Consider the following 17,327-nt stretch of genomic DNA (forward strand, 5'->3'; position numbering starts at 1 on the left):
AACACTCAGGTCGGCTCTAAGGCCGCCGTGCTCTTGCTTTTGATTTTGATCTGACTGCCCCAATAAGCCCGAGGCCGAACGCAGGTATTGCGCAGCCAGATCAAACCGACAAATACCGACTGATAGTCGCCTCATCCACCCGATCCCGAGTTTCCTCAATCACAAACCTCCCCTTCTCAATCACCAAAAACCGATCAGCAATTTCCAGAGTAAACGACAACACCTGCTCAGAAACAACAATCGTCAAATCCCGCAAATTGCGAATCTCCTTAAGCGTACGAGCAATGTCCTTGATGATCGAAGGCTGAATCCCCTCAGTCGGCTCATCGAGCAACAACACCTTGGGATTCGTCGCCAACGCCCGGGCAATCGCCAACTGCTGTTGCTGCCCCCCAGACAAATTCCCACCCTTGCGCGAACGCATGTCATACAGCACCGGAAACAGCGCATACAAATCCTCAGGCACCCTGCCCCGGGCCGCCGCCGGCAACCCAGTCTGAATATTCTCCAACACACTCATGCTGGGAAAAATCATCCGCCCCTGCGGCACATAGGCAATCCCCCGCTCCACCCGCTCATGGGTTTCAAGCGCAGACACATCATGCCCATCCACACTCACCTGCCCCTGCCACTGCGGCAAAATACCCATCAGGCTCTTGAACAACGTGGTCTTGCCCATCCCGTTGCGCCCCATCACCGCGACGATCTCACGCTTCGCCACATCCAGCTCCAGGTCGTGAAGAATCTGGCTCTGCCCGTACCCACACGACAGTTTGTCGATCTTGAACATGCCCGACTCCTCAGTGGCCCAAATACACTTCAATGACTTTCGGATTGCTCTGCACCGACTCCATGCTGCCCTCGGCCAGCACCTTGCCCTGATGCAACACCGTGACCTTGTGGGCAATGCTCTTGACGAACTCCATGTCATGCTCGATCACCAACACCGAGCGCCCCTGGCTGATGCGCTTGAGCAACTCGGCCGTTTGCGCCCGCTCGTTGACGCTCATCCCGGCCACCGGCTCGTCGAGCATCAGCAATTCAGGGTCTTGCATCAGCAGCATGCCAATCTCCAGCCACTGCTTTTGCCCGTGAGACAGCAGGTCCGCCTGCTGCTGCAACAAGTCGCCGAGGAAGATTTCCCGCGCCACCTCCTCGACCCGCGCAATCACCTGGGCATTACGCTTGAAAAACAGCGCGCCCCACACCTTGCGCCCGGCCGGATACGACATCTCGAGGTTTTCAAACACCGTGAGGTTTTCGTAGATCGATGGGTTCTGGAACTTGCGCCCTACCCCGGCGCGCACGATGTTGTATTCGCGCATTTTGGTCAGTTCCTGGCCGTCGAACTGGATGCTGCCACTGGTGGCGCGGGTCTTGCCGCAGATCAAATCCAGCACCGTGGTTTTGCCGGCGCCGTTGGGCCCGATCACCACCCGCACTTCATTGCGGTCGATATACAGGTTGAGGTTGTCGACAGCCTTGAAGCCATCGAATGACACGGTGAGGCCTTCGATAGCCAACACCGGTTTCTTCATTTCAAAACCAACGGCGGTCATGGCTGTGTCTCCAGGATCTTGGCTTCAGCCTTGGGCTTGATCTTCGCCGGTTCGGACTTGATCACCGGCTTGCGCCGCAACACCCGGGCCAAGGCCTGGCGACCATGGCTGTCCCACAACCCCGCCAGGCCGTTGGGGAAGTACATGACCACGGCGATAAACAACCCGCCCATCAGGTACAGCCACAGCTCAGGGAAGGATTCGGAAAAGTAGGTCTTGCCATAGTTCACCAGCAACGCGCCATACACCGCGCCCAGCAACGACATGCGCCCGCCCACCGCGGCAAAGATCACCATCTCGATGGACGGCACGATGCCCACGAACGACGGCGACATAAAGCCCACCTGCAAGGCAAACATCGCCCCGCCAATCGCCGAGAACGCCGCCGCCACGCAGAACACGAAAATCTTGAAACTGGCCACGTCATACCCGGAAAACCGTACCCGCTCTTCCTTGTCGCGCATGGCCATCAACAGCCGGCCCAGCTTCGAGGCGAGGATGAAACGGCCAATGAAGATGCAGCCGAACAACAGCCCGGCGTTGATGAAATACAGGATCATCTTCGCGCCGTCACCGCGCAGGTCCCAGCCCAGCAGGGTCTTGAGGTCAGTAATGCCATTGACACCACCGGTAAGGCCTTGCTGGCCGACGATCAGCACCGTGAGAATCAGCGCAATCGCCTGGGTGACGATGGAGAAATACACATCACCCACCCGCCGCTTGAACAGCGCCATGCCAATGATGAACGCCAGCAGCACCGGCACCGCAATCACCGCGAACAAGGTAAACGTGAAGCTGTGGAACGGCTGCCACAGCCACGGCAGTTCGGTGATCTGGTTCCAGTCCATGAAGTCCGGGATGCCCGGGGTGGACTGGATCTTGGTGCTGATCGGGTCCGAGGCCTCAAGCTTCAGGAACATCGCCATGCAGTAGCCGCCGACGCCGAAAAACACCCCCTGCCCGAGGCTGAGAATCCCGCCATAGCCCCAGCACAGCACCAGGCCCACCGCGACGAACGCGTAGGTCAGGTACTTGCCGACCATGTTCAGCCGGAAGGCGTCCAGGGTCAGCGGGAACACCACGAGGATCAACAGCGCCAACAGCACGATGCCGATCAGGTTTTGCTGGCCGCCCAGCAGTTTGTCTAGAGCCTTCATCGGTTCGCCTCTACTTGCGCACTTTGATGGAGAACAACCCTTGCGGGCGCAGCATCAGGATCAGGATCACCGACGACAGCGTCAGCACCTTGGCCATCGAGCCACTGAGGAAAAACTCCGACAGCGATTGGGTCTGGGCAATCACGAACGCCGAGGCAATGGTGCCGAACAGGCTTTGCGCGCCGCCGAATACGACGACCAGGAAGGTGTCGACGATGTACTGCGAACCGGCGGTCGGCCCGGTGGAGCCGATGGTGGTGAACGCCGCACCGGCCACGCCCGCCACGCCGCAGCCGAGGGCGAAGGTCATGCGGTCGACCTTGCGCGTGTTGATGCCCACCGCCCGGCTCATCAAGCGGTTCTGCACGGTGGCGCGCACCTGCAAGCCCCAGCGCGAACGGTAGAGCATGACGAAGATCGCTCCGGTCAGCAGCACGGTCAGGCCCATCATAAACAGGCCGTTGCGCGGGATTTCGATGGCGTCGCTAAGGTTCACCGAACCCATCAGCCAGGCCGGCGGTTCGGCGCTCACTTCACGGGCGCCGAACACCGAGCGGAAGGTTTGCTGCATCACCAGGGACAAACCCCAGGTGGCGAGCAAGGTGTCCAGGGGCCGCTTGTACAAGCGGCTGATCATCGCCCATTCCACCAGCCAGCCCACGGCGCCGGCGACGAGGAATGAAAGGGCAATGGCAACGAAAAAGTAGTACGGCTGAAAGCTTGGCGCGAAATGCGCGGTAAGGCTTGAACAGACGTAGGTGGTGTAGGCGCCAATGGTCAGGAACTCACCGTGGGCCATGTTGATCACGCCCATCTGGCCGAAGATGATTGCCAGTCCCAATGCCATCAGCAACAGCACGCAGAACACGGACAAGCCGTTGAACCCCTGCATCGCCGCGATGGCTCCAAATTCCGATAGCCATTCCATGATGATGGTCTCCTGAGCGGGAGGTTGAAATGCAATCTGCTTCTGCTTTATGTGGGAGCTGGCTTGTGTGGGAGCGGGCTTGCTCGCGAATACGGTGTGTCAGTACCGGATGCACTCACTGATTCACCGCTTTCGCGAGCAAGCCCGCTCCCACACAAAACCAGTTCCCACATTCAGATCAGCGCCAGACCCGAGGTTATTGATAGCCTTTCGGAAACGGATTCGGCTCGATCAGATCCGACTCGTAGATCACCTTGAACTGCCCGTTTGGCTGCACTTCACCAATGCGCGACTTGCTCCACAGGTGATGGTTTTCGTGGATCTTCACATAGCCTTCCGGCGCGTTTTTCAGCTCGATGCCAGGCGATGCGGCGACGACTTTATCCACGTCGAAACTGCCGGCCTTCTCCACCGCCGCTTTCCACAACCATGGGCCGAGGTAGGCCGCCTGGGTCACGTCGCCAATCACTGCGTCCTTGCCGTACTTGGCCTTGAACGCTTCCACGAAGGCTTTGTTGTTCGGGTTGTCGAGGCTCTGGAAGTACTTCATCGAGGCATAGAAGCCAGCCATGTTTTCGCCGCCGATGCCCAGCAGTTCGTCTTCGGTCACCGACAGGGTCAACAGGGTTTGCTTGGACGCATTCACGCCCGCTGCGTTGAGCTGTTTGTAGAAGGCCACGTTGGAGCCGCCCACCACGGCCGCAAACACCACGTCAGGCTTTTTCAGCTTGACCTTGTTGATCAGCGAACCGAACTGGGTGTTGCCCAGCGGGTAGTAGTCTTCGCCGACCACGGTGCCGTGCAGGACGTTTTCAATGTGCTTGCGCGCGATCTTCATCGAGGTGCGCGGCCAGATGTAGTCCGAGCCCACCAGGTAGAAGGTTTTGGCGCCCTTGGTCTTGGCGATCCAGTCGAGGCTGGCGAGGATTTGCTGGGTCGCTTCCTGGCCGGTGTAGATCACGTTTTTCGACTGTTCCAGGCCTTCGTAGAAGGTCGGGTAGTAGAGCAGGCCGTTTTCTTTCTCGAAGATCGGCAATACGGCTTTACGTGAAGCGGAGGTCCAGCAGCCGAACACTGCGGCCACCTTGTCGTTCACCAGCAGTTTCTTGGCCTTTTCGGCGAAGGTCGGCCAGTCGGACGCGCCGTCTTCCTGGATCACCTTGATCTGCCGCCCGAGGATCCCGCCCGAGGCGTTGATCTGCTCGATGGCCAGGCGTTCGGCCTGGATCGAACCGGTTTCGGAAATCGCCATGGTGCCGGTGGCCGAGTGCAACTGGCCGACGGTGACTTCGGTAGGCGTCACCGCCAGGCCTTCGTTGTCGGCCATGACGCCATGGCTGAACAGACTCGCCGCCAGCAGTGATAAGGCCAACAACGGTTTGGAGCGGATCAATCGTGATTCCATGGGGCGACTCCTCTGCAATGAGGGGTTCAGCATGGCGGCAGGTGGCCACGGCGGGTATACGCAGCCTGACGTAACGGCGTACGTCATTTGACGTATGCCGTTGCGCACCATTTTCGAGCAGGATCCCGCCCGCCCTGGGAAAGGAAACCCCTGTGGCGAGGGAGCTTGCTCCCGTTGGGCTGCGCAGCGGCCCCAAAACCGGCGACCCGGTTCTGCCTGGAAAAATGAAGTGGTCTTGCTGGGCCTGCTTCGCAGTCCAACGGGAGCAAGCTCCCTCGCCACGAAGAGCGCACCCCGCAGGACTGGGGCACGAATATTGCTGCCATCTCCCCATCCTTGCAGGAGTTCCCCACCGTGCACCCCCTCCCCGGCACCCAGCGCATCGTCAAGATCCGCCGCGACTACAACTCCTGGGTCGCCGACGAGACCATGGAAGACTACGCCCTGCGCTACACCCCGAAGTCCTTCCGCAAATGGTCGGAACTGCGCATCGCCAACACCGCCTTGGGCGCGGTGTCGTTCCTGGCGCTGGAGGCCATCGGCGGCGTATTGGCTTTGAGCTACGGCTTTACCAACACCTTCTGGGCGATCCTCGCCATCAGCCTGGTGATCTTTCTCACCGGCCTGCCCATCAGCTACTACGCCGCCCGCTATGGCGTAGACATGGACCTGCTGACCCGCGGCGCGGGCTTCGGTTACATCGGCTCCACCATCACCTCGCTGATCTACGCCAGCTTCACCTTCCTGTTCTTCGCCCTGGAAGCGGCGATCATGGCCCTGGCCCTGGAGTTGTATTTCCATATCCCGCTGGCCATCGCCTATGTCATCTGTTCACTGCTGGTGATCCCGCTGGTGGCCTACGGCGTAACGCTGATCAGCCGCCTGCAATTGTGGACGCAACCGTTGTGGCTGGTGCTGCTGGTGCTGCCCTATGGCTTCGTGTTGTGGAAGAACCCCGAGGCCTTCAGCGACTGGACCAGCTTTGTCGGCCGCAGCAGCGACGGTGGCGACTTCAATCTGCTGTCGTTCTGCGCCGCCTGCACCGTGGCGCTGTCGCTGGTCACGCAGATCGGCGAACAGGTGGACTACCTGCGCTTCCTTCCGGAAAAAACCAGCGCCAACCGCAAGCGCTGGTGGGCCGCGCTGTTATGCGCCGGGCCCGGCTGGATCGTGCCGGGGGCGTTGAAAATGTTCGCCGGGGCGTTCCTGGCGTTCCTCGCCCTGCAACATGAAATCCCCATGGAGCGCGCCGCCGAGCCAACCCAGATGTACCTCGTCGCGTTCGGCTATGTGTTCTCCTCTCCCGAATGGGCGCTGGGGGCGATGGTGCTGTTCGTGTTCATCTCGCAGATGAAGATCAACCTGACCAACGCCTACGCCGGCTCCCTGGCCTGGTCGAACTTCTTTGCCCGCGTGACCCACAGCCACCCCGGCCGCGTGGTGTGGCTGGTGTTCAACGTCGCCATTGCGCTGATGCTGATGGAGCTCGGCGTATTCGATGTGATCGAGCAGGTGCTGGGGCTCTACGCGAATATCGCGATTGCCTGGATCGGCACGCTGGTAGCGGACCTGGTAATCAACAAGCCCCTGGGCCTGTCGCCCAAACACATCGAATTCAAGCGTGCGCACCTCTACGACATCAACCCGGTGGGCGTCGGCTCGATGCTGATTGCCTCGCTGCTGTCGATCCTCGCCCACTTCGGCCTGTTCGGCGCCCTGGCCCAGGCCGCGCCACCGTTTGTCGCGCTGGGCACCGCGTTAATCATGGCGCCGCTATTGGCGTGGCTGACCAAGGGCCGCTACTACATTGCGCGCAGCAGCGAGGCGCAATTGATTCACCCGCAACCCGGCACCGGCCTGGTGATCTGCGGGCTGTGCAGCAACCCGTTCGAGACCGCCGACATGGCGTTCTGCCCGGCCTACAGCACGCCGATCTGCTCGCTCTGTTGCTCACTGGATGCGCGTTGCGGCGACCGTTGCAAACCCCACGCGCGCCTGGCCAGCCAGTTCGAAAGGGTGTTGCGCTGGTTGCTGCCGACCACGCTGGTACCGCGCCTGCATACCCGGCTCGCGCACTACCTGGGCTTGTTACTGGCGCTGGTACTGATGCTCGCCGGGGCCCTGGCGCTGATCTACATGCAGGCGGCCCAGGGATTGCCCCATTCGCAAACCTTGTACCAGGCGTTTTTCAAGGCGTTCCTCACGCTCTCGGTGCTGGCCGCCGTACTCGCCTGGTGGGTAGTACTCACCCGCGAAAGCCGGCGGGTGGCCCAGGAAGAATCCGACCGGCAAACCTCGCTGCTGATGCAGGAGATCGCCGCCCACAGCCTCACCGACCAGGCCCTGCAACAGGCCAAGGAAGCCTCGGAAGCAGCGAACGCGGCCAAGAGTCGCTACGTCACCGGGCTGTCCCACGAGCTGCGCACGCCGCTCAACAGCATCCTCGGCTTCACCCAGATTCTGCAGCGTGACAGCGCAATGCCCGAGCAGCATCAGGATGCCCTGGCGACCATCCTGCGCAGCGGCTCGCACCTGCTGTCGCTGATTGACGGCCTGCTGGACGTGGCGAAGATCGAGGCCGGCAAGCTGCGCCTGGAGCTCACCGAAATCCCCTTCCCGGAACTGATCCACGACCTGGAGCAGATGTTCACCCCCCAGGCCGAAGACAAGGGCCTGCGCTTTCGCCTGGACTGCGTGGGCAAGATCCCCGCCGTAGTGCGCGGCGATGAAAAACGCGTGCGGCAGATCCTGATCAACCTGCTGGGCAACGCGATCAACTTTACCGACAGCGGCGAGGTGCGCCTGCGGGTCAGCTACATGCGCGAGACCGCCAACTTCGAAATCATCGACACCGGCATCGGGATTGACCCCGAACAGATCGAGCGGATTTTCCAGCCGTTCGAACGCGGCGACCTGATGCGCCAGGACAAGGGCGTGGGTCTGGGCCTGACCATCACACGCATGCTGACCTCGCTGATGGGCGGCGAATTGCGGGTGGTCAGCGAGCTGGACAAGGGCACCTGCTTCCAGGTACGGCTGTTCCTGTCCCAGGTCCGCGTGCCGCAAGCCGTGGTGCATGTGGAGCACGACATCATCGGCTACCACGGCGAACGACGGCGCATCCTGGTGGTGGATGACCACGTGGACCATCGCAAGGTGCTCAGCGGCATGCTCACGCCCCTGGGCTTCGAGGTGTCCCAGGCCAGCAACGGCCAGGAGGCGATCCGCCAGGTAGCGCTGCTGTCGCCGGACCTGATCCTGATGGACCTCTCGATGCCGACCATGGACGGCTGGGCCACCAGCCGGATGATCCGGCGTAATGCGCTGTCTGCCGCGCCGATTATCATCATCTCCGCCAACGCCTTCACTGACGACCGCGAACGCAGCATCGCCGGTGCCTGCAACGACTACCTGGCCAAGCCGGTGCGTACCCCTGAACTGCTCGGGCGCCTGCAACTGCACCTGGACTTGCAATGGCTGCGCCGTCGCACACCGCTCGCCGCGCCGGTCGCGACCCAAGGCGCGCTACCCAGCGCAGAAGAACTCGCGGTGCTCGCCGAACTGAGCGCCATTGGCTATGTGCGTGGTTTGCATGAAAAGCTCGACGCCATCGTGCTGGACAGCCCAGGTACCGCACCGTTCATCAATAAGCTCCGGGCCTTGCTGAAAAGCTTTCGCCTGGAAGAACTCAACCGAATCCTGAAGGAGGCCGAAGATGAATGCCTTGACCCACAGCGCTGAGCCCGGCGTGGTGCTGATTGTCGACGACACCCCGGACAACCTGGCCATGCTCTCCGACGCCCTGGACGACGCCGGCTACATGGTGCTGGTGGCGCTGGACGGCCTCAGCGCGCTGAACCGCGTGCAACGCCGGCGCCCGGATTTGATCCTGCTGGACGCGGTGATGCCCGGGCTGGACGGCTTTGAAACCTGCCGCCGGCTCAAGGCACAACCGGCCAGCGCGGATATTCCGGTGGTGTTCATGACTGGGCTGACCGACAGCAAGCATGTGGTGCAGGGGTTCGAGGTGGGCGGCAGCGATTACGTGACCAAGCCGATCCAGACCGATGAAGTGCTGGCGCGGGTGGCGGCGCATTTGCGTACGTCGCGGATTTTGCTGTCGGCGCGTGCGGCGACACAGCCGAGCGTGATCACCCTGGAGGATGAGCCGGCGCACAAGCTATTGTCGGCGCGGTTTCAGTTGACGGAGCGGGAAGTGGAAGTGCTGCGTTGGGTGGCGTGTGGCAAGACCAATCGGGATATTGGCGACATTCTTGGGTTGAGTCCGAGGACGGTGAACAAGCATCTGGAGCATGTGTATGTGAAGCTGGGAGTGGAGACGCGCACGGCGGCGACTTCGGTGGCGATGGCGGCGATGAGTCCAACCCGGATCCCACAGATGGCCACGGTCTAAAATGTGGGAGCGGGCTTGCTCGCGAATGCGGTGTGTCAGTCACCAAATTTTTTACTGATACACCGCATTCGCGAGCAAGCCCGCTCCCACATTTGATCTGTGTCGTTACTGGTATTACCTACCCACCGAAGATCTGCGAAGGCCGGCGCAACGTCGGATCAAACGGGTTGATCTTCGGCCCGATCGCCGCCGCCTCGCGCTTCAACAACTCCACCACCGTCGGCAACCGCCCCGGCCCCAGGCGGTCGCTGATGGTCGCCACACTCAACGCCGCCACCGCATGCCCATTGCGATCCAGGATCGGCACCGCCAACCCGGCCATGCCTTCCAGCACCCCGGTGTTTCGCGCCGCATACCCCAACCGCCGCACACTCTCCACCTCCGAACGCAAAAACACCTCGTCGTACAGGTGAAAATCCTTGAGCCGCGGCAAGTTGTAGCGGATCACCGTCTCGCGCTCTTCCTCCGGCAAAAACGCCAAAATCGCCAGGCTGCCCTGCCCCACGCCCAGCGCCACGCGGCCGCCGATATCACCGGTAAAGGTACGGATCGGATACGGCCCTTCACTGCGGTCCAGGCAGATCGCATCAAACCCACTGCGCGCCAGCAGGAACAATGAATCCCCCAACGACGCACTGAGGCGCAACATGCTCGGCCGCACCAGGTCCCGCAGGTTGCCGGTGTTGCCCGCATTCGCCGCCAGGGCAAAGAACTCCAGGCTCAGCCGATAGCGCTTGCTGCGCGCATCCTGCTCCACCATGCCCTCGTCCATCAGGCTGCGCAGCAGTCGGTGGGTGGTGGGTTGCGACAGCCCCACCTGCTGCGCCAGTTGCGTCACCCGTTCACCACCGTCCGGCGCCGCGCCGAGGATGCGCAGTAATGCAAACAACCGGGAGACGCCACCGGCGCCGACTTCCTTGACACTTTCATTCCGCTCAGTGGAATCCATAAGCCGATATCTCACACTAAATTCTGGTCAGTGAATGAAACTGAAAAAAGTACTCTATCCAGTGAAATTCCATCTTCCGCCATCCTAGTCTTTCGCCCTAATCTGCGTCCACAGGGGCGAAATGAACAACTCACGGCAGCCGACTCAAGATCGAGCGCCAACGCACCCGCAACACCCTTTTCGCATCTGCCCAAAACAAAAAAGCGCGTTTCGACGCGACTCAAAAAGGTGGAACGCAGACATGGCTTTTCTCCAACTCAACGCCTTGAGCAAACGCTACGGCGCCGTCGACGCGGTGGTCGCCACTGATCTTGCGGTGGAAAAAGGCGAATTCGTGTCCCTGCTCGGCCCCTCGGGCTGCGGCAAGACCACCACCTTGCAAATGATCGCCGGCTTCGTCGACGTCACCGGTGGCCAGATCGTCCTCGACGGTCGCGACATCACCCATGCCAAACCCGCCAGCCGCGGCCTCGGCGTGGTGTTCCAGAGCTACGCGCTGTTCCCCCACATGAGCGTGCGCGACAACGTCGCCTTCGGCCTGAAGATGCGCAAGGTGCCTGCCACTGAGATCGCAAGCAGAGTCAAGACCGTGCTGGAACTGGTGCGCCTGGCGCCCCACGCCGAGCGCTACCCGCGGGAACTGTCCGGCGGCCAGCGTCAGCGCGTGGCCCTGGCCCGCGCCCTGGTGATCGAGCCGCCGGTGTTGCTGCTGGACGAGCCCCTCTCCAACCTCGACGCCAACCTGCGCGAAGAGATGCAGTTCGAAATTCGTCGCATCCAGTGTGAAGTCGGGATCACCACCCTGATGGTCACCCACGACCAGGCCGAGGCGCTGTCCATCAGCGACCGGGTAGTAGTGATGCAGGCCGGGCGCGTGACGCAGATCGACGCGCCGTACAAACTCTATGAACACCCGCGCACACGCTTCATCTCGGATTTTGTCGGCAAGGCCAACCTGCTGGCGGGCGACTTCGATCAACTCGGCGCGCCGCAAGTGCGCTTCGAGCCCGGCAACGGCGAACTGACCCTGAGCCTGCGCCCGGAAAAGATCGACCTGGTGGCGGCCGGCAACGGCCGGCTGCAAGGCAGGATCCTCGACAGCTACTTCTTCGGCAGCCAATGGCTGTACCGCATCAAGACCCAGATCGGCGAGCTGACCGTGGTCCGCCGCAATGACGGCAGCGCGCCATTGGCTTGCGGCGCTGCAGTGGGCCTGGACTGGGAGTCGAACCTGTTGCGGGTGCTGGCCGCGGATGAGGTGCGCGCATGAGCCGTGGCTACCTGTTGTCGTTGCCGGCGCTGGTGTTGTTTTTCGGGCTGCTGATCCTGCCCCTGGGCCTGACACTGGTGCTGTCGTTCAACGTGTTCGACTATCAGGTGGGGGTGAAGGCCGATGAGTGGACCTTCGCCCACTACCTGTCGCTGTTCAGCGATTCGTACTTCTACGAGATCTTCTGGCGCACCTTCTGGATCAGTGCCCTGGTGACCTTGCTCTGCGTGGTGATCGGCGTGCCCGAGGCCTACATCCTCAGCCGCATGGGCACGCCATGGCGCTCGATCTTCCTGATCCTGATCCTCACCCCGCTGCTGATTTCGGTGGTGGTGCGGGCCTTCGGCTGGAGCCTGCTGCTGGGTGCCGATGGCCTGGTGAACCAGGTGATCCAGGCCCTGGGCGGCAAGCCGGTGAAGCTGCTGTACACCTCGTTCGCCGTGCTCATCGCACTGGTGCACGTGATGCTGCCGTTCATGATCATCCCGGTGTGGACCTCCCTGCAGAAGCTCGACCCGTCGGCGGAACAGGCGGCGCTGTCCCTGGGTGCCAGCCAGGCCACGGTGATGCGCAAGATCGTGTTGCCGCAGGTAATGCCCGGCGTGCTGTCCGGCACCCTGATCGTGTTCGGCCTGGCTGCCAGCTCCTTCGCGATCCCCGGCCTGCTGGGCGGACGCCGCCTGAAGATGGTCGCCACGGTGGTCTACGACCAATACCTCTCGGAACTCAACTGGCCCATGGGCGCGACCATCGCGGTGGTGCTGCTGTTGGTCAACTTGCTGATCATGCTGAGCTGGAACCGCATGGTCGAAGGCCGCTACAAAAAGTCCCTGGGAGTATAAGACGATGTCCAGAAACGGTCCTTTGGCCCTGGGCTTTCACGGCCTGGTGGTGCTGTTCATGATGGCGCCGCTGGTGGTGGTGTGCCTCGTGGCCTTCACCCCGGAAAACACCTTGAGCCTGCCCACTTCGGGCTTCTCCCTGCGCTGGTTTCATGCGGTGTTCGAGCGCGCGGACTTTATCCAGGCGTTCTACAACAGCCTGGTCCTGGCGTTCGTTGCCGCCACCCTGGCGACGTTGATCGCGGTGCCGGCGGCGCTGGCAATCAGTCGCTACCAGTTCCCCGGCCGTAACTTCTTCAGTGCGCTGTTCCTCTCGCCGATCATCATCCCGCACCTGGTGCTGGGGGTGGCGATGCTGCGGCTGTTCGCAATGATGGGCGTCAACGGCAGCTTCACCTGGTTGATGCTGGCCCACGTGGTGATCATCACGCCTTACGTATTGCGCCTGGTATTGGCGGCCGCCATCGGCATTGACCGCAGCGCCGAGCAGGCTGCCGAATCCCTCGGCGCCAGCCGCTTCACCCTGTTTCGCCAGATCACCTTGCCGATGATTCTGCCCGGCGTGGCCGGCGGCTGGTTGCTGGCGTTCATCAATAGTTTCGATGAAGTGACCCTGTCGATCTTTGTCAGCTCGCCGGCCACCCAGACCTTGCCGGTGCGCATGTACGTGTACGCCACCGAATCCATCGACCCGATGATGGCGGCCGTGTCGGCGCTGGTGATCGGGTTGACGGCGGCGGCAATGATTCTGCTGGACCGGGTCTACGGCCTGGATCGCGTGTTGGTAGGGAAACATTGATGGCACTGTTCAAACGACTGGCGGAAACCGAGCGGCCCAGCCTGGCGTTCACCCTCGATGGGCAGCCTGCCACGGGCCTGCTCGGGGACACCTTGCTGACTGCCGTACTGACCTGCGCCGAGCACCTGCGGGGCAGTGATTTCAGCGCCGAACGCCGCGCCGGTTTCTGCCTGATGGGGGCCTGCCAGGATTGCTGGGTACGGCTGGAGGATGGTCGGCGAGTGCGCGCCTGTTCGACCTTGCTGGAAGACGGCCAGGCGATTCGCCGTGACCCGGGGCGCCAGGCATGAAGACCGTGGTGATAGTGGGCGCAGGCCCGGCGGGCATTATCGCAGCCCGGACCTTGCTGGACCATGGCGTGACCCCGGTGTTGGTGGACGAGAGCCTGCGCGGTGGCGGCCAGATCTATCGGCGCCAGCCGGCGAACTTCCAGCGCTCGGCCAAGCAGCTGTATGGGTTTGAAGCGGGCAAGGCGACAGCGCTGCATCGCACCATGGATGAGCTGGCCACCCGGATCGACTACCGGCCGGAAACCCTGGTGTGGAATGCGGAAAATGGCCGCCTGGACATGCTCAACAACGGCCACGCCGAAAGCATCGAATACGCGCAGATCATCGTCGCCACGGGCGCCACCGACCGCATCCTGCCCGTGCCGGGCTGGACGCTGCCCGGTGTGTACAGCCTGGGCGCGGCGCAAATCGCGCTGAAGTATCAAGGCTGCGCCATCGGTGAGCGTGTCGCGTTCTGCGGCAGCGGGCCGTTGCTGTACCTGGTGGCGTATCAGTACGCCAAGGCCGGGGCCAGGGTGGTGGCGGTGCTCGACAGCGCACCGTTCAGCGCCCAATGCCGCGCCTTGCCGGCATTGCTCGGCCAGCCGGCGACCCTGGCCAAGGGTTTGTACTACCGCGCCTGGCTCACGGCCCACGGCATCCCGGTGCATCAAGGGGCAACGCTTTCGCACATCAACGGCGAGCAACGAGTGACGGGCATCCACTGGGACCAGCAGGAAATCGCCTGTGATGCCGTGGCCTTCGCCCATGCCCTGCGCAGCGAGACTCAACTGGCGGATTTACTCGGCTGTGAATTTGCCTGGAATGCATTGAACCGCGCCTGGTTGCCCCAGCGAGATGCGGCCGGGCGTAGCAGTGTCGCGGGCGTGTATCTGGCTGGCGACGGTGCAGGAATCATGGGCGCCGATGCGGCGCAAATGGCCGGCGAGCGAGCGGCATTGGCCTTGCTCGAAGACAGCGGTGTTGCCATCGACCACCGTCGCGGGCCCGTGCTGGAACAACAACTGGCAGGTATCCAGCGCTTTCGCCACGGCCTGGAAACCGCCTTCCCCTTCCCGGAAAACTGGGCCGCTGAAGCTCCGGACGAACTGATCCTGTGCCGCTGTGAAGAAGTCAGCGTCGGCGAAGTACGCGCGGTGGTGGACGAAGGCCACTGGGAAGTGAACCGGGTCAAGGCCCATTGCCGGGTTGGCATGGGCCGCTGCCAGGGCCGGATGTGCGGGCTGGCGGCGGCGGAAATCGTTGCCCAGCGCAGTGGCCGCGAGATTGAAAACGTTGGCCGCCTGCGTGGCCAGGCACCGATCAAACCCTTGCCGTTTGGCGTGGAGGTGCAGCCATGATCGACAGTGAAGTGATCGTGTTGGGTGGCGGGATTGTCGGGGCCTCGGCGGCTTTGATGCTGGCGCAGAAAGGTCGCCGCGTGGTGCTGCTGGAACGGGACTTTTGTGGCTCGCACTCCAGTGGTGTGAACTATGGCGGCGTGCGGCGCCAGGGGCGGCCATTGCACCAACTGCCGCTATCGCAACGTGCCCATGAGCTATGGTCCGACTTGCCGGGGCTGATTGGCATCGACGGCGAATACGTGCGCTCCGGGCATTTGAAACTGGCCCGCAGTCATGACGATCTGGCGGCTCTGCAGGCTTACGCCGACGCTACACGTGGCTTTGGCCTGGGCCTGCAAATGCTCGACCACGCTCAACTGCGCGCCCGGTTCCCGTGGGTGGGTGATGTGGCAGTCGGCGCGTCGTTATGCCCCGAAGACGGCCACGCCAATCCGCGCCTGGTCTCCCCCGCCTTTGCCCGCGCAGCGCAACGGCACGGTGCTCGGGTGATGGAGCAAACCGAAGTCACCCATCTTGAACATGACGGCCAGCGGTTTCAGTTGCGCTGTGCCAATGGGCTGCAGCTGCAAGCCCCCTGGCTGCTGAACTGCGCCGGCGCCTGGGCCGGCACCGTGGCCGCGCACTTTGGCGAGCCGGTGCCGATGACCTCGGCACACCCGGCGATGCTGGTGACCGAGCCGTTGCCGGTGGTGATGGACGTGAGCACCGGGGTGGAAGGCGGCGGGATTTATGCGCGGCAAGTCGCCCGGGGCAATTGCATCCTCGGTGGCGGGCGCGGCTTTGCCCTGGGCCCGCAACAAGCCCGCCCGGGCCAGGCGGCGGTGCTGGAGATTCTGCGCAATGCCGGCGAGTTGTACCCGTTCCTCAAGGGTGCCCAGGCGATCCGTACCTGGAGCGGCACCGAAGGTTATCTGCCCGACCACGAACCGGTGATCGGCGACAGCAGCACCCAACCCGGCCTGCTCCACGGTTTCGGCTTTGCCGGCGCCGGGTTCCAGCTCGGCCCTGCGGTCGGTGAAGCCCTGGCAGAGATCGTCTGCACGGGGGCCAGCCGGCAGCCCATCGAAGCATTTTCCATCCGTCGTTTCCAAGCCTGAGAGGAAGATTCATGCACATGATCAAACGTACTGCGCTGTCTTGCCTGTCCCTCGCCCTGTTGAGCACGGCGGCCCACGCCGCACCGACGCTGTACCTGGGCATGAACGGCGGCACCATGGAGCGGGTCTACGCCGACAAGGTGCTGCCCGGGTTCGAAAAGGCCAACAACGTCAAGGTGGTGATCGTGCCGGGCACCTCGTCGGACATCCTGGCCAAGGTGCAGGCCAACAAGGACAACCCGCAGATGCACGTGATGTTCCTCGACGACGGCATCATGTACCGCGCGATTTCCATGGGGTTGTGCGAGAAGCTCACGCCCAATCCGACCCTGGATCAGATTCCGGCCAAGGCGAAGATCAAGGAAGAAGCGGTTGCGGTGACGCTCGGGGTGACCGGGTTGGGTTACAACGCCAAGATGTTCAAGGAAAAGGGCTGGGCGCCGCCGACGTCGTGGATGGACCTGGCCGACCCGCGCTTCAAGGACAAGGTGGTGTTCCAGTCCTTGGCCTCGTCCACATTTGGGTTGCACGGGTTCCTCATGTTCAACCGGATTCAGGGGGGCAGCGAGACCAACGTGGAGCCGGGGTTCAAGGCCTGGCCGAAAACCGTCGGGCCCAACGTGCTGGAATATATCGCCAGCTCGGCGAAGATTTCCGAGATGGTGCAGACGGATGAGGCAGCGATCTTTCCGCTGACGCCGACGCAGGTGACCACGCAGCAGTTGTTGGGTGTGCCGATGGAGTATGCGCAGCCGAAGGAAGGCGCGGTGGTGTTGAACGTGGCGGAGTGTGTGATTGCGCGGAATGACCAGCCGGAGTTGGCGCAGAAACTGGCGCAGTTCTTGTTGACCGCAGAGGCGCAGGCGCCGGCTTTGGAACTGGGGGATCAGATTCCTTCGAATCCTACGACGCCGACTACCGACAAAACCCGGGCGCGGGTAGAGGCGATGAACAGTTATTTGCAGACGGCGATTTCGATTGACTGGGATCAGGTGAACCAGGCACGACCCGAGTGGAATGCGCGGTGGAGTCGGTCGATTGAGCGGTAGGCTTTGGGGGTGAATATCCATTATTTGGGTGATGGCTTAAATGGGTTCCGCTCTTACAGCGGGTCACTTTTGAAAGGAGCCCAAAAGTAACCAAAAGGCTCTTGCCCCACCACTCGGCACCTCGCCTAGGCTCGGTGTGCCCTCACTCCGGCTTTGGACCGTGGGCCGCCGCGATGGGCCATCCTTGGCCCAGCGCGGCTAACCCGGCGTCCTGCCGGGTTACCC

At 62.5% G+C, this 17,327-nt stretch carries 15 protein-coding genes; 9 read left to right on the plus strand and 6 right to left on the minus strand.

Annotated elements, in window-relative coordinates; all coding sequences use genetic code 11:
* Nucleotides 1–100: 100 nt before the first annotated feature.
* From urtE to urtA, 5 genes are all read right to left on the minus strand, one after another.
* Nucleotides 101–790, minus strand: a complete 690-nt coding sequence (urtE, locus tag HX805_RS31355) for an urea ABC transporter ATP-binding subunit UrtE (protein WP_008430563.1) — start codon at nt 788–790, stop codon at nt 101–103.
* Nucleotides 791–800: 10 nt separating this feature from the next.
* Entirely contained in the window at nt 801–1,559 is a 759-nt protein-coding gene (gene urtD, locus HX805_RS31360; RefSeq protein ID WP_003218258.1) for an urea ABC transporter ATP-binding protein UrtD, read from the minus strand.
* Complete coding sequence (gene urtC / locus HX805_RS31365) at nt 1,556–2,716, minus strand: urea ABC transporter permease subunit UrtC (RefSeq protein ID WP_177081791.1); 1,161 nt, start codon at nt 2,714–2,716, stop codon at nt 1,556–1,558. Before urtC ends, urtD begins: the two co-directional genes overlap by 4 nt.
* Before the next feature lie 10 nt (nt 2,717–2,726).
* The gene (urtB, locus tag HX805_RS31370; RefSeq protein WP_177010127.1) at nt 2,727–3,644 is read right to left on the minus strand and encodes an urea ABC transporter permease subunit UrtB; all 918 of its coding nucleotides are present in this window, start codon (nt 3,642–3,644) and stop codon (nt 2,727–2,729) included.
* A gap of 196 nt (nt 3,645–3,840) precedes the next feature.
* Nucleotides 3,841–5,049 carry an urea ABC transporter substrate-binding protein gene (urtA, locus tag HX805_RS31375; protein ID WP_003218263.1) on the minus strand — a complete coding sequence of 403 codons (1,209 nt, stop codon included), beginning with the start codon at nt 5,047–5,049 and terminating at the stop codon, nt 3,841–3,843.
* Between the two features lie 354 nt (nt 5,050–5,403).
* Here urtA and HX805_RS31380 point away from each other — a divergent pair, with 354 nt between their 5' ends.
* Entirely contained in the window at nt 5,404–8,790 is a 3,387-nt protein-coding gene (locus HX805_RS31380) for an ATP-binding protein (protein ID WP_177081789.1), read from the plus strand.
* Nucleotides 8,765–9,463 carry a response regulator gene (locus HX805_RS31385; RefSeq protein ID WP_008430557.1) on the plus strand — a complete coding sequence of 233 codons (699 nt, stop codon included), beginning with the start codon at nt 8,765–8,767 and terminating at the stop codon, nt 9,461–9,463. Before HX805_RS31380 ends, HX805_RS31385 begins: the two co-directional genes overlap by 26 nt.
* Before the next feature lie 118 nt (nt 9,464–9,581).
* Here HX805_RS31385 and HX805_RS31390 read toward each other — a convergent pair whose 3' ends face one another.
* A complete protein-coding gene (locus HX805_RS31390; protein ID WP_003218269.1) occupies nt 9,582–10,412 on the minus strand; it encodes an IclR family transcriptional regulator in 831 nt (276 codons plus the stop codon).
* A gap of 241 nt (nt 10,413–10,653) precedes the next feature.
* Here HX805_RS31390 and HX805_RS31395 point away from each other — a divergent pair, with 241 nt between their 5' ends.
* The 7 genes from HX805_RS31395 to HX805_RS31425 are packed head-to-tail and all read left to right on the plus strand — an operon-like array spanning nt 10,654 to nt 17,102.
* Nucleotides 10,654–11,682: an ABC transporter ATP-binding protein gene (locus HX805_RS31395; RefSeq protein WP_003218271.1), complete on the plus strand. Its 1,029-nt coding sequence runs from the start codon at nt 10,654–10,656 to the stop codon at nt 11,680–11,682.
* Nucleotides 11,679–12,524, plus strand: a complete 846-nt coding sequence (locus HX805_RS31400) for an ABC transporter permease (RefSeq protein ID WP_177117623.1) — start codon at nt 11,679–11,681, stop codon at nt 12,522–12,524. Before HX805_RS31395 ends, HX805_RS31400 begins: the two co-directional genes overlap by 4 nt.
* Before the next feature lie 4 nt (nt 12,525–12,528).
* Nucleotides 12,529–13,323, plus strand: coding sequence for an ABC transporter permease (locus tag HX805_RS31405; protein ID WP_003218275.1), 795 nt, complete (start codon nt 12,529–12,531; stop codon nt 13,321–13,323).
* Nucleotides 13,323–13,613, plus strand: a complete 291-nt coding sequence (locus HX805_RS31410) for a (2Fe-2S)-binding protein (protein ID WP_003218277.1) — start codon at nt 13,323–13,325, stop codon at nt 13,611–13,613. The genes HX805_RS31405 and HX805_RS31410 overlap by 1 nt, the downstream gene beginning before the upstream one ends.
* The gene (locus HX805_RS31415; protein WP_177117624.1) at nt 13,610–14,953 is read left to right on the plus strand and encodes an NAD(P)/FAD-dependent oxidoreductase; all 1,344 of its coding nucleotides are present in this window, start codon (nt 13,610–13,612) and stop codon (nt 14,951–14,953) included. The genes HX805_RS31410 and HX805_RS31415 overlap by 4 nt, the downstream gene beginning before the upstream one ends.
* Nucleotides 14,950–16,053: an FAD-binding oxidoreductase gene (locus HX805_RS31420; RefSeq protein WP_008430551.1), complete on the plus strand. Its 1,104-nt coding sequence runs from the start codon at nt 14,950–14,952 to the stop codon at nt 16,051–16,053. Before HX805_RS31415 ends, HX805_RS31420 begins: the two co-directional genes overlap by 4 nt.
* Nucleotides 16,054–16,070: 17 nt before the next feature.
* Nucleotides 16,071–17,102 carry an ABC transporter substrate-binding protein gene (locus HX805_RS31425; protein ID WP_177081785.1) on the plus strand — a complete coding sequence of 344 codons (1,032 nt, stop codon included), beginning with the start codon at nt 16,071–16,073 and terminating at the stop codon, nt 17,100–17,102.
* The last annotated feature ends 225 nt before the right edge of the window (nt 17,103–17,327 follow it).

Source organism: Pseudomonas sp. G5001, from assembly GCF_013385475.1.
Taxonomy (GTDB): domain Bacteria; phylum Pseudomonadota; class Gammaproteobacteria; order Pseudomonadales; family Pseudomonadaceae; genus Aquipseudomonas.